At 54.4% G+C, this 12,889-nt stretch carries 13 protein-coding genes; 8 read left to right on the top strand and 5 right to left on the bottom strand.

The window, feature by feature from the left end; translation table 11 throughout:
* Both H8B15_RS08120 and H8B15_RS08115 read right to left on the bottom strand, forming a co-directional pair.
* Nucleotides 1-567, bottom strand: coding sequence for a hypothetical protein (locus tag H8B15_RS08120; protein WP_187319161.1), 567 nt, complete (start codon nucleotides 565-567; stop codon nucleotides 1-3).
* 3 nt (nucleotides 568-570) lie between these two features.
* On the bottom strand, nucleotides 571-963 hold the full coding sequence (locus H8B15_RS08115; protein WP_187319160.1) for a hypothetical protein: 393 nt from the start codon (nucleotides 961-963) through the stop codon (nucleotides 571-573).
* Between the two features lie 133 nt (nucleotides 964-1,096).
* Between H8B15_RS08115 and H8B15_RS08110 the strand changes: the two genes are divergently transcribed.
* Both H8B15_RS08110 and H8B15_RS08105 read left to right on the top strand, forming a co-directional pair.
* Nucleotides 1,097-1,654: a hypothetical protein gene (locus H8B15_RS08110; RefSeq protein ID WP_187319159.1), complete on the top strand. Its 558-nt coding sequence runs from the start codon at nucleotides 1,097-1,099 to the stop codon at nucleotides 1,652-1,654.
* A 127-nt stretch (nucleotides 1,655-1,781) separates the two neighbouring features.
* Nucleotides 1,782-2,561 carry a hypothetical protein gene (locus H8B15_RS08105; protein WP_187319158.1) on the top strand — a complete coding sequence of 260 codons (780 nt, stop codon included), beginning with the start codon at nucleotides 1,782-1,784 and terminating at the stop codon, nucleotides 2,559-2,561.
* A 72-nt stretch (nucleotides 2,562-2,633) separates the two neighbouring features.
* Here H8B15_RS08105 and H8B15_RS08100 read toward each other — a convergent pair whose 3' ends face one another.
* A complete protein-coding gene (locus tag H8B15_RS08100) occupies nucleotides 2,634-3,281 on the bottom strand; it encodes a YceI family protein (protein ID WP_187319157.1) in 648 nt (215 codons plus the stop codon).
* A gap of 33 nt (nucleotides 3,282-3,314) precedes the next feature.
* Entirely contained in the window at nucleotides 3,315-3,764 is a 450-nt protein-coding gene (locus H8B15_RS08095) for a MarR family winged helix-turn-helix transcriptional regulator (RefSeq protein WP_187319156.1), read from the bottom strand.
* A 154-nt stretch (nucleotides 3,765-3,918) separates the two neighbouring features.
* Between H8B15_RS08095 and H8B15_RS08090 the strand changes: the two genes are divergently transcribed.
* A complete protein-coding gene (locus H8B15_RS08090; RefSeq protein ID WP_343069142.1) occupies nucleotides 3,919-4,512 on the top strand; it encodes a DUF6799 domain-containing protein in 594 nt (197 codons plus the stop codon).
* 239 nt (nucleotides 4,513-4,751) lie between these two features.
* On the opposite strand, the gene H8B15_RS08085 is transcribed toward H8B15_RS08090, so the two are convergent.
* A complete protein-coding gene (locus H8B15_RS08085; protein WP_187319154.1) occupies nucleotides 4,752-5,768 on the bottom strand; it encodes an enolase C-terminal domain-like protein in 1,017 nt (338 codons plus the stop codon).
* Between the two features lie 301 nt (nucleotides 5,769-6,069).
* Here H8B15_RS08085 and H8B15_RS08080 point away from each other — a divergent pair, with 301 nt between their 5' ends.
* The 5 genes from H8B15_RS08080 (at nucleotide 6,070) to H8B15_RS08060 (ending at nucleotide 12,806) form a co-directional block, all read left to right on the top strand.
* Nucleotides 6,070-7,236, top strand: coding sequence for a PA14 domain-containing protein (locus H8B15_RS08080; RefSeq protein WP_187319153.1), 1,167 nt, complete (start codon nucleotides 6,070-6,072; stop codon nucleotides 7,234-7,236).
* Between the two features lie 78 nt (nucleotides 7,237-7,314).
* Nucleotides 7,315-8,736: a dicarboxylate/amino acid:cation symporter gene (locus tag H8B15_RS08075; RefSeq protein WP_187319152.1), complete on the top strand. Its 1,422-nt coding sequence runs from the start codon at nucleotides 7,315-7,317 to the stop codon at nucleotides 8,734-8,736.
* 284 nt (nucleotides 8,737-9,020) lie between these two features.
* The gene (locus H8B15_RS08070) at nucleotides 9,021-9,662 is read left to right on the top strand and encodes a hypothetical protein (protein ID WP_187319151.1); all 642 of its coding nucleotides are present in this window, start codon (nucleotides 9,021-9,023) and stop codon (nucleotides 9,660-9,662) included.
* 180 nt (nucleotides 9,663-9,842) lie between these two features.
* Nucleotides 9,843-10,397: a hypothetical protein gene (locus tag H8B15_RS08065; RefSeq protein WP_187319150.1), complete on the top strand. Its 555-nt coding sequence runs from the start codon at nucleotides 9,843-9,845 to the stop codon at nucleotides 10,395-10,397.
* A 78-nt stretch (nucleotides 10,398-10,475) separates the two neighbouring features.
* Nucleotides 10,476-12,806, top strand: a complete 2,331-nt coding sequence (locus H8B15_RS08060; protein ID WP_187319149.1) for a GAF domain-containing protein — start codon at nucleotides 10,476-10,478, stop codon at nucleotides 12,804-12,806.
* Nucleotides 12,807-12,889: the final 83 nt, after the last annotated feature.

The raw sequence follows: 12,889 nt of genomic DNA, 5'->3' as shown, positions 1-12,889 counted from the left end.
TTAGCAGGCTGAGGGCTGTCTTTCATGACGAAGGAAAGATAACACCCTATTCTGTCCAGATTTATCCGACCACCTCAGCAGCACCGGAAACTTGTTCAACGCCGTTTCCACTTCCTGCTCCTTTGCCTGCTCGCTTATTCCGTATAGCTTCAGCAGTTGCAGGAATCCTTCACTACTGATGCTTAGCGTCAGGCGCAGCAATTGCTTCAGCAATGCTTCTAGCTGATAAAGCGTCTCATAATTATTAGACAGACTACGCAGCGCCTCTACTGTGGCTAGCACCAACCGACCTTTGTAGGCGGCATCCTGCTGCTTGAGCGTCTGATAGGCAGACAGTTCCGGCAGCCTCAAATCCCAGTAATAGGATAAATTTAACTCTTGTACTTCCGTTAGGTACTGCTCAAGGAAAGGCTGCATTTCAACGGCTTCGGGGCGGGGGCTGCTCAACAGCTTCGTAAAGGATTTCTTTTCTTTGGTAACCATAGTAAATAGAGATGAAAGCATGGCAGGCGTTTCGGCCTTAGCAAAGCCAAGGCGCCGCAATAGAGTGGTCCAGAGGGGAATCATCTATCATCCGCCTACCAGCGGCGTCAGCTTAATGAAGCTAGCCGTAGCACCCGCGCCCAACCACACCTCCTCGTCGAGCGACTCTACCTGCCGATCATTCACGAGCACGAAGTAGCCGTTTTGCTGAAAACCTTCTAGCGCCTTGTACAGCTGTTCTTCGGCATCAATGGGTTTGGGCTGCCGCAGCCGAAACCCATTGAGCACTCGCTCCGACATGGTGGGTTGTACCAAGCCGCTAAACACCCCTACCTGTCGGGCATTGTAGGTGGTTACTTCCTGTTGCACGCGCCGCGAAATCAACTCGCGTACGGTGAGCATCTCCTGCTCTATCTCCAACTCCAGCCGGTTGAGGATGCTGCCCATGGCAGTTTCATCCTGAATAGTGAGTAGCGCCATGGCTTACTTTGCTAAAAATTTGAACAACTAATATTTTTAGCAATATAGAAAAAAGGCTACGAATCCCAACATACCGTTGCCCTATCTATCGTACAAGACTTTCAATTCTGCCTTTTTAGTCCGTATTTCCCTCATGCCCGTTCCGTCCGCCGAGTTTAAAAAGGCGCTTAAACGCCTCACCGATAAGGAAAAAGAAGCCCTACTGTTACGTGCGGCCCGCCGCGACGCCGAGCTGTACGACACGCTCAGCTTTGAGCTGCTACCCGACGTGACAGTGGAAACGGTGTATGAACAGGCCTCCGACCGGATTCATGAACTGTTTGCGGTAGGGGCTACCGGGCGGCTGCTCAACCGCAGCCTTACCAAAGCCCTTAGCAAAGCTACCAAGGAAGTGACCCGCGCCCGCCGCATCACCAAAGACAAGCGCCTGGAGGTAGACCTGAATCTGTACATGCTGCGGCATATTTTCGCTAACTACACAGGGCAGTTTGAAAGTCCGTTTGCGGGTTTTTATACCGCCACGGCCCGTTTGGCTGCCCGCACTACCACGCTGGTACAGGCCAACCTACACGAAGACTTGTGGCTGGAATACAAGGCCGACCTCGATTCTTTTTTGCAGCAGCTGCGTGCCCGCAGCAAAAGCCACAGTCTGCGGTTTGAGCTACCGCACGAGCTGGCACTGCCTGGGTAGGCGCCGGTGCTGGCACAGGCTTTGAGCCGCTCGATACATCCCTACCCTACCCGCTACCGTACTAGTTATTGCCGGGTTTCGTTAGTAGGCAACCCAGCTTCCGTTTACCCTTTGCGCAACCCTTTTCATGCCCCTTACCCGTTCTACGCTGTTTACCTGTCTGTTACTTGGCGGTTTGGCTACCGCCTGCTCTCCCGATCAGCAAAAGAAACCGGCAGCTACTTCGGCTTCTCAGACACCGCCTATCCCCGACTCGCTCACCATTCGGCAGGCTGCTCAAACGTACCGGGTGCAATACGCCGCTCCCGTACCACTCGACAGCGGCCGGTACGTGTACCAGCCTATTATGGCGGTGAAAACGGGCCGGCAGGAACGGCCGCTGATTGATATTAAGGGTGATGCGCCTACCTCCTATGCTAGCACCAACTACGACTCGGCCCGCGGCCCGGTCTTCAATCTGCTATTTTATCATCTGCCTACCGGCCGCACCCACCTACTGTTAGATAATGGCGGCTACCGTATCGAAAAGGTGATTACCACTTCCTACCCGCATCTTTTCTATCAGATGATTACGGCTGACCGCAATGGGGACGGTGAGCTGACCAGTGCCGACGGGCGCATTCTCTTTATCTCCAACCGCGCTGGCGAGCAACTGCACCAGCTCACACCCGATAGCACCCGCCTCGAAAGCTGGCAACTGATTCCGAACACGAAGATGCTGCTGGCCGAGCTGCGCTACGATTCCGACCGCAACGGCCAGTTCGACGACACCGACAAAACCTATTGGCTGCGCTACCCTCTCAACGCCCAGCAGCCTCCCACCACGCCCGTCTTCGTGCCCGACTCGCTGGCCCAGGTGGTGCGCCAGCAGATGCTGTACCGCCAGAGCCGCCTGCGCGGTAAATAACGTGCACAACGCACAAAAAAGCCCCGTTACCACAATGGTAACGGGGCTTTTTTGTGTATGCTTACGCGCTTACTATTTGGCAATTACGTTGAAGCTCAGCGTAAAGTCGTCGTAGATGGCTTTGTCGCCGATGCCTTCGAAGAACGACTTTGAGCCATATTTGATATCGTACTTGGTGCGGTCTACGGTGGCCGTGCCGCTGGCAGCAGCTACACCATTCTTCACGCCTACCTTGGCGGGGAAGGTGATGCTGTTGGTTTTGCCTTTGATGGTTAGGTCGCCGGTAATGTTGGCGTTGTTGGCATCAGCAGCAGCGCCTTTGATATAGGCTACTTTCGTGATTTTAAAGGTAGCAGTGGGGAACTTCGCGGTGCTGAAGAAGTCATCCGAGTTGATGTGCCCCATGAACTTGGTGTTGCTGTCGGCATCTTTGATGTCGGTGGTCTTCACCGTGGTCATGTCTACCGTCACGGTGCCGCCTACCAGCTGGTTGCCATTCACCATCAACTCACCACCCGTAAATTGGGCCGTACCGTTGTGGCCGTGTGTCACGGCTTTGCCTTCCCACCCCAGGGTGCTGAGCTGTGGCTGTACTTTGTAGGTCTTGGCGGCAGCTTTCTCCACACGGGTAGCGTTGGCGCCAGTGCCAGGAGCCGAAACAAACGCAGAAGTGCCAAGGAAAGTGGCGGCTACGAGAGCCGACAAAACGATTTTTTTCATGGTGAAAAAAGGAGTGTATGTGACTGAAAGCCGTCAGTCCCGGAGTTTATCGAGTAAATTACTGAGCTGTTCGGCTTCCGCCACGCTCAAGTTTTTCAAAGCAGTATTCTGTTCTTCCAGTGCGGGCTGCATGCTTTCCAGCAGCGCCAGCCCAGCGTCGGTGATGCGAATGTCGACGGCCCGGCGGTTGCTGGGGCATACCGTGCGCGTCACGAGTTGCTTGGCCTCTAGCTTGTCCACAATGCGCGAGGCGTTGCTAGTTTTATCCAGCATCCGCTCAATCAACAGGTTAACGGTGGCAGGCTTTGGGTGCTGGCCCCGCAAAATGCGCAGTACATTGTATTGGGGCCCAGTTACACCGTATTCGCGGAAGGCTGAAGCCTGCCGCAGCTCCAACCAGCCTGCCGTATACAATAGGTTGATCATCACCTTTTGATAAGGATCCTTAAAAACCGGTTGCTTAATGGCATCCTCTATTTTCATTGCTGACATAATTGATGCGGCTACTTAACGACACAAATGTATGTACATACATTTAATGTTGCAACATATTTAACTAAAAAATTTGTTCTTGCTTTACCCACTCTGCCTTGTGCTGATTGCGTAGAGGGAAAATCCTCCCCTATACCAGCCACTTATGCGTACTCTCTTCTCCCTTCTACTAACAGGCAGCTTGCTAACGGCGGTACTACCTGCCAGCGCCCAGCAAAAAACTGCAGTTCGCGTTCGGCCTATAGGTGCGGTCGATTACGGTACTGGAGCGCAGTTTCTGTTTCGCAATGGAGAGGTAGTGCTCCATCAAGATAACAATTACCAGCCGCTCACAAAAAATATTCGGCTGGCCAATGGCACGAAGATTAACTATAAAAGTGGCATTGTAGAGCTGCCCAGCGGCAAACTAACGACGCTGCACGAGGGCGACTATGTGAATAGCGCGGGCAGTATCGTGTTTGCAACGCCTAGCAGCGCCGCAGCAGCCCGCCACGATACCATTGGCACCAATGCAGCCCGCTTCGAGCAATATGTAGAGCGTGGCAAGGTGGTGCCCCTATCCGACTTGCAGGCCCAGCTGAGCCGGCAAAGTCAGCAGTTGAAGCTGATGGAGCAAAAAGTACGGCTGCTCAACCAAAAAATCGACCTACTCTCTCGCCAGTCTACCCCACCCGACACCCGCCAACTCGACCAACAACTCCGCGAACTGGACCAGCAGCTTCAGCAGTTGGCGAAGTAAAGAGTAGTGAAATGGTGAGTTTGTGAAATGGTGAGTGGTGAGTTTGTGAAATTGTGAATAGAAAATGCGTGTCATCCTGAGCATGTGGCGCATCAAGCCAGTGTCGAAGGACCTTCTCATGTGTGAACGGCAAGCGTATCAACGACTCGTTCAACTGGCAGAAGGTCCTTCGCAAGCTCAGGATGACAGCCGTTTTTTACTCACCATTTCACAAACTCACCACTCACCACTTCACAAACTCACCACTTCACCATTCCTAACTCTCCATCCTGCTCATGCACCAATCCAAAGGGCTCGTCGCGCAGAATCAAAAATCCATCTAGGTCGCATACATCAGCCAATGCACTCACTTGCAGAGCCGACCAAATGCCCAGCGACGTTTCGACCATGCAACCCAGCATGGTTTGCAGGCCGTGGGCGCGGGTTTGGGCAAATAGGCGCAGGCCGTTGTGGTAGCCGCCGGCCTTCATCAGCTTCATATTCACGCCATGAAACTGCCGGGCAATAGCCGCAAAATCGGCTGTATCGGTTACCGATTCGTCGGCGAACAAGGGATAGGGCGTACGGGGGCGCAGGTATTCGTAGTCGGTGGTGCAGGCGGCGGGTAGGGGCTGCTCCAGCAGGCGCACGCGCAAGCCGGGCAATTGCCCTATTTTCTCCAGAAAATGAAGCAGCGCGTCGGCATTGGTCCAGGACTCGTTGCCATCAATCAGCAGCAGGTGCCCCGGCGCGGCGCGCACTACCTCGCGCAGCAGCTCGTAGCCGCTCTCCTGATTCACTTTGATTTTCAGCAGCGGAAAGCGTCGCATGTCCTGCGCTTGCATAAAGCCGGCCACAGCGCCAGGCTCCATAATAGGCAGGGAAAACGCGGTGGGCGTGCGTGCTACCGGCGCGGGCACGCCCAACAATGCCGGCACGGTTTGCCCGAGCCGATCCGCCTCCCGGTGTAGGTAGGCCGACTCTAGCGCGAAGCGCAGGGCGTGGGCGGGGGGGTAGGCGGCCAGCAAGGCTTCCAGCTCTACCAGGCTGCCCACGTGGCTCAGGCCCGCCGCCAGCAGTTGCTCGAACTCTTGCACCAGCCGCTCCGGCGACTCTCCATAACGTACGTTTGGGGCTGCCTCTCCCTTACCCTGGTAACGCCCTTGCCCATCGGTGAGCTGGACCAGCAGGTTGGTTTTGCTATCCGATGCATTGCGGGCAATTTTCCAGGTATACCGCAGGGGCAGCAGTAGTGGCGTGAGGGTCCAGATCAGCATAGAAAAGAGGGAGAGAAGAATGTCGCCAGCCTAACAATCAGAATTTCACAAAGAACAGCAAGCCTTTTTAGAATGCTATACCCTATCTTTTTTAATAGCATTTAGCCATCATTTTACTTTATTTTTCCTAGCAATGTCATAATTTTAAACCTCTGATTTGAGTGTCCGTATATGGCTACAAGTGCAGTTGGAATATTACAATTATAAGATAATATAGTTGGATTCCGGGCCGCCATTCACTTTGCTTTTTCCTACTCAGAGGTATTACGCTTTCCGCCCTTTTCTCCTTCCCACCCACGCTATGAAAACTAATTTTTACGCATTTTTCAGCTGGTTACAGTCAATAAAGCGCACCAGTTTTTGTGTGCTGTTTTGTGTGGGGCTGGTGCTGCCTACCCTCGTTTTGGGCCAAAATACCCCACCTAATGCCTGTGAAGCGGGTTTGCTGGCCACGTATTACCGCGGCTATTTCTACGACGACATATCGTTTTTTACCCGTGCTAAACCAGGGATTGTTAACCGTCACGTAAGTGAGCTAAATTTCCCTTTTGGCCAGACCGACATATTCAATGTGGGCGATGTAGCCGTTTATAACTCTCCCGGTAATCCCGACGAGTTTAGCGGCACCTATACTGGCAAGTTGTACGCTCTCACGGGCGGCACCTACACCTTCTATCTCGGTTCCGACGACGCCGCTTCCGTGTGGTTTGATCAGGATGCGCAACCCACGGTTATCAATGCCGGCGACGCGCACGGCTACCGCGAAGCAACAGCTACCAAGAAACTCAGCGCTGGTTTTCATACCATGCGCGTATACTATGGTGAGCACGGCGGTAGTCAAGGGCTGGTACTGCGCTATGATGGCCCTGGCTTGGTGCAGCAAGTGGTGCCCAATGGTGTATTGTACGCCGATAAAAACGGCAACGCCCCTGCCGTACTTACCGATTTTGAGCTAAATAGTGTAGACCAGCAGGTGCAGCTAAGCTGGACTACCGCCACGGAGCACCATAGCCAGTCGTTTGTGGTAGAGCGTTCCTCCGATGGCGTTGCGTTTGAGGAGATTGGCAGCGTAGCAGGCGCGGGCACTTCTATGCAGCCCCACGCCTATGACCTAATTGATCAGCATGCTCCGCTGGGTACCACGTACTATCGGTTGCGTCAGCTTTGCGGCACGCAGGCTGTGTATTCTCCTATTAAAGCAGTGGAGGTAAAAGAGGTACCGTTGCAGGTGAGCATGTACCCTGTGCCCAACAACGGCACGTTCTATTTGCGGGTACAACCGGCTCTGCCCCAAACCGCCACGTTAGAGCTATGGGATGCCAGCGGCCTGCGCGCCTACAGTGCGCCCCTACCCATCACCGGCCAGCCCGACGTCCAGGTTTCGCCCAACGTGCCTATCGGCTTGTATACGCTACGCCTCCAGATGGCCAACAAAACCATTGTACGACGGATTGTGATTGGGTACTAGCCGAGTGCTGGGGGGCCACGCGCAAAGGAGTATATTTGCTGACTTTCCGTCGCCAAGTATTCTCCTTTTTTGCTGCTGATGAAGTTTTCTCCCCTGGTTCTGCTCACCCTCATTTTATTTCTAGTAGCCGGACTGCTCACAGCCGGGCAAGCCTACGGCTGGCTTACGCTGGCCCCGGCTGTGCCCCTGGTAGCCCGCTGGATGGCCCTAGTAGCACTAGGTATGCTGGCAGCCCGCCGCCGCTCGCTCACGTTCTGGATTGTGGTCAGCATGTTTGTGGGGGCCGAGTTTGGACACGATTTCCCGGCCGCTGCCGTGAACATGAAGGTGCTCAGCGACGCCTTTCTGCGCTTAGTAAAAACCATTATTGCCCCGCTGGTTTTTGCTACTCTGGTAGTGGGCATTGCTGGCCACGCCGACCTCAAGCAGGTGGGACGCATGGGCGTGAAGGCGCTGGTGTATTTTGAGGTGGTCACCACCTTCGCGCTGTTTATCGGGCTGGCAGCCATCAACCTCACGCGAGCCGGCGCGGGCATCAACCGCGGCGCCATTGCCGCCGATACCGAGCAGCTGGCCACCGTCAACCAAACTACCAGCGACATCATCCTGCATATTTTCCCCGAGAACATTGCGAAGTCGGTGGCTGAGGGTCAGGTGTTGCAGGTTGTTATCTTCGCTATCATTTTTGCCATTGGCTTGGCCATGGTGCACCCCAAGCACCGTCAGCCCATGCTCAGCTGGACGGAAAGCCTATCGGAGGTGATGTTCAAATTCACCAACGTGGTTATGTTTTTCGCGCCCTTTGGGGTAGGCGGCGCCCTGGCTTATACGGTAGGCAAGATGGGTTTCGGCCCCTTAGTGAATGCGTTTCAACTGCTGCTCACGCTGTATGGTGCCCTGGTAGCCTTTCTGCTGTTGGTGCTACTGCCCGTAGCGCTCATTGCGCGCCTACCCGTAAAGCGCATTGTGGCGGCCATTGCTGAGCCAGTAAGTATTGCCTTCGCCACTACCTCCTCCGAAGCCGCCCTACCCCGCGCCATGGAGGCCATGGAGAGCGTAGGCGTGCCGCGCCGCATTGTGGCCTTTGTGATGCCTACGGGCTATTCGTTCAACCTTGATGGCACCACGCTCTACTTGTCGTTGGCCGCCATTTTTGTGGCCCAGGCCGCGGGTATCGAGCTGTCGTTTGGGCAGCAGCTCGTGATGGTCTTCACCTTGATGCTCACCAGCAAAGGCGTGGCCGGCGTGCCCCGCGCCTCGCTCGTGATTCTACTGGCTACCGTTTCCTCGTTCAACCTACCTTCCTGGCCGGTGTTTATCATTCTGGGTATTGACGCGCTAATGGACATGGCCCGCACCGCCGTAAACGTGATGGGCAACTGCCTGGCCTCAGCCGTGGTAGCTCGGTGGGAAGGTGAGTTTATCGACAACTATGTGGCCCCGGAACCTGTCACGGAGTTGGCCGAAGCCGATAGCACGCTGGCCCACTCCGGTCACTAAGAATATTCTGCAATAGCCCAACGCTCCTTCGGTCAGGGAGAAATCCTGCTGACCGAAGGAGCGTTGGGCTTTGTTGTTGATAGGTAGTCGGATAGGCTCCATTCGTTCTTTCCTACACTGCAAAGCAAGAAAGGTCAATCCTACAGCACACTGAAAAAGTTATATTTTATTTTGCACTTATCAAATATTAACTTTTAAGTATTGAACAATATGACGGTTACGTAACGTCCTGGCATACAAGGTGTGTAGAGAGTTTCTATCTTCGATCTTTCGTCCACCTGACTATGCATTCAACTCTGGTTTCCCGCTCTCTGCATTTGATCCTGCCGCTCACGCTGCTGCTCATTGGTTGCCGTTCAGCCAGCCAGATTATGGCCAAAAGTGACGTGGACATCATCGAGAACCGGCTGCCTGCTCTGGAGCTAGCCGTAGACCCAGGCCCGCTGATGGCAACCGAAGGCGCCTACCCCGACGACCCCGAGAAGCTGTTCGACACGGAGATGAAGCGCAACGTACTGGAGCCGACTGACAGCACGGTATTTGGCTACGCCAAATTGCAAGTAACCAAGGCCGACGTCACGCGCAAAGGGAAAGGATTCCAGGCATTTCAGATGCTGACGCTGCTCACGCCCAGCCTGCTGGGCCTACCGCTGGAAAACTACTGCACCGATATTCAGGCCGAAGTGCAGATTATGGATGCCCAGGGCCACGTGCTGGGCACCTACACCGGCTCGGGCAAGTCGAATGTGCGGGTGGCTATGTACCACGGCTACTCCCAAAGCAAGGCGCCGCGCCTGGCCGATGTAGAAGCCCTGCGGCAAGCGCTCAGCCAGATTCGCCCGCAGCTGGCCGACGATGCTGATACGCTGCGCCAACAGCTGCTGCACACGGGCCCGGTAGAAACCATCGTGGGCGCGGCGTATTAAAGCTAATTGCCGTAGAAAGAATAGTTCAAGCGCCACCACGACAATCGTCGTGGTGGCGCTTGGCTTTGGTGGCTCCTCTATCCGCCGCCTCTTCACAAACCAGTCAGGAGGCGAAGCAATAATCTCTTCCCCCATAACGTACATAGGCTTCCGGCACCGGCTGCTTATCTTTGTCCTGTTATGCTACGCACTTCCTTCTCCTGGTTGCTTCTTCCTGTCCTTGCCTTTGTTGTGGCTGCATGCTGCGGTAGCGTCGCCTGCGACAATCGGGAAAAAAACGCGGATACGTTATTTTTTGAGTTCGCGCCCTCCGTAACGCGCGAGGCCATTGAGACTGTGTACATCGTCCGCACTTACACACCCGACCCCACTGATATTCCTAAACCTACTTCACTAACTCCTGTGCGCGATACAGCTCGCCTAATCAGCACCGCTGTTGACTCGTCGACTAACCGTAGGCTCGCTATTGGTAATAACTCTCCTTTTGTAGCAACGGCCAACCGTAAGCTTAATGCCTATACTTATGAGATTTACACGGTAAAGTCTTCAACTGATACCACTAAGGCATTGCGCTTTACCGTCAGCAACATTTTGTTGGAAGGTGGATTTAATGACGAGGATGGTTGCTGCACGTATTATAAAAACACGAAGAAGATTATAGATATCAATAACGGAACTCAGTCAGAAACAAATATCGACCTCAACAAAAGGTCCCGTGTCACATTAAAGCCCTAACCGCGGGTAGGCGAACTGCGCAGTTTTTACGTATATAGTACGGCCAGGTAGCCCATGGCCTGCCTCCGGACAACCTATATGCTGAAAGAACTCGTTTCCCCTATCGAAAGCACCATTTTTCCCTTTCGCACTACGCTCAGCTTAGAACCGCTGATTGCGTACTGGAAGAGCCGGGAAAACGACTCCAATGCCGGCTTAGCGCAGCTGGCACGCAGTATTGGCGAGCAGGTGGCGCAAGAGACCTGGGCACATGGCCCCATCACGGACCTCAACGCCGTGGAGTGCGGCTGCGACCTGATTGAAACGCTGATGATGGCCGTGTTTCCGCCGGCATCTTTCTCTACGGATATCAGTGGGGCAATTCCGCCTTTTCAGCGCCGCAGCTTCTACTATACGCCCTTGTTTGGAGAAGTACTGCTGAATGCCAACGACATCATCAAGCAGCCGCTCAACATCGATAGCCGCCACATGGAAATATACATGTCGCGCATGGCGTATCACCTCATCCTGAGCAAGATATACGATGTAGAGCTACCTAAAAACGATACGCTGGTATTTACGGTGCCTGATTACAGCATCGGCCTGTACCGGCACTACGGCGTCGATTTCAATTCTACCTTCTTAAATGTGAAGCTAGTAGGCGAGCGGCCGGAGCTAACTGAAGAGCAGATTGATTTGCTGCTGCATAACATGCACCGCCAGGATTTGTGGCGGGAGCTGCTACCCCCCGAACGCTTCGAGCTGGAAGGCTTCAACATCCTGCACTTAGTGGATGTGACGGACCAGGAAATCCTATCGGAGTTGAAGTATGACCTGCTGGAGCGCGACGTGCTACAGGCCTCCGACCGGCTGGAACAGATTCAGGAGAAGCTACGGGTGCTGTTTAAGCGGCCGTTTTTGCAGCTAGGCATTGCTGCCTACGATGAGAACAAGCAGGCTTTCGTGGATTTTGGTCGCAAAATCAACCATAGCTTCCTCACCAAACAGCTCAACAACCAGCAGGCTGGCACGGGCTTCCGACAAATCTATTCCCAGCTGTTGCAGGACCGCCAGCCCCTGATTCTGGAAAATGTGGAAACAGCTGACATCCCGGAAGATTTACGCCAGCAGATTCGCAGCATCGGCATCAAAAGCGCCATCCTGGCCCTCCTACCCTACGGCGACGACACGGTGGGCTTGCTGGAACTTGGCTCTCCCAACGTGGGTGATTTGGACGAGTTCAGCCTGGAAAAGGTGAACCAGTTTGTGCCGCTGTTTGCGGTGGCTGTGAAGCGCAACGCGGAGGATATGCAAAACCGCGTGCAGGCCATCGTGAAAGAGAAATTCACGGCACTGCACCCTACCATGGAATGGCGTTTCAACGATGCCGCCCTGAACCTGCTGGAGAAGATAGAAGCTGGCAACAAAAACGCTGAGATGGAAGACATTGTCTTCCAGGAAGTGTATCCCTTGCACGGCTCCAGCGACATTCGCGGTAGCAGCACGGCCCGCAACGAGGCTGTGCAGGGCGACCTGATCGAACATCTTTCGCTGGCCAACAAGGTGCTCAAGAAAGCCTCCGAGTTTCAGCAGCTACCCATTCTGGATGAACTAAAGTTCTATGTAGAGAAGAATCTGAAGCGGCTGCAACAGGGCATTATCTCGGGTGATGAGGTAAGTATTTTCGATTCGCTGAAGTCGGAGGTGGAGCCCCTGTTCGAGTACTTTGCACAGAACACGTTGGAGCTACGGCCTGTTATTGCCGACTACTGGAATAACATCGACCCTGTGCTGGGCATTCTCTACAAGCGCCGCAAAGCCTTCGAGCGGAGCGTCACGCTGCTCAATGATACCGTGAGCGACTACCTCGACGAGGAAGAACAGAAAGCCCAGCAGATGTTTCCGCACTACTTCCAGCGCTTCAAAACCGACGGCGTGGAGTACAATATCTACGTGGGCGCGTCGCTGGTCGAAAACAAGCCGTTTGATCTGGTCTTTCTGAAGAACCTGCGCTTGTGGCAGCTGCTGGTGATGGTGGAAATTACGCGCCGTACGGCTGCCCTCAAGGAGCGCCTACCCGTGCCGCTCGATACCACGCAGCTTATCCTCATTCATAGCCAGCCGCTGGCCATTCGGTTCCGGCAGGATGAGCGCCAGTTTGACGTGGACGGCGCCTACAACATCCGCTACGAAATCATCAAGAAGCGCATTGACAAGGCCACCGTGCTGGGTACCGGCGAACGACTCACGCAACCCGGCTACATTGCCCTGGTCTACGCCCAGCAGCGCGAAGCCGACGAATACCTAGAGTACCTCGACTACCTCCAGGACCGCGGCATGCTAGAGCCCGAAATTGAGGAACTGGAACTGGAAGAACTGCAAGGCGTAAAGGGCCTTCTGGCCTTGCGGGTACGGGTGAAGTTGGAGTAGGAAGGTAGGAGGTGTGTCATCCTGAGCGCAGCGAAGGACCTTCTCACGCGTGAACGAGTCATTGTGACGCCTGTCGTTCACGC

This window comes from Hymenobacter citatus (genome assembly GCF_014333615.1).
Classification (GTDB): Bacteria; Bacteroidota; Bacteroidia; order Cytophagales; family Hymenobacteraceae; genus Hymenobacter; species Hymenobacter citatus.
Note: the sequence above shows the minus strand (reverse complement) of the source record. Positions and strands in the feature narration are given on the sequence as shown.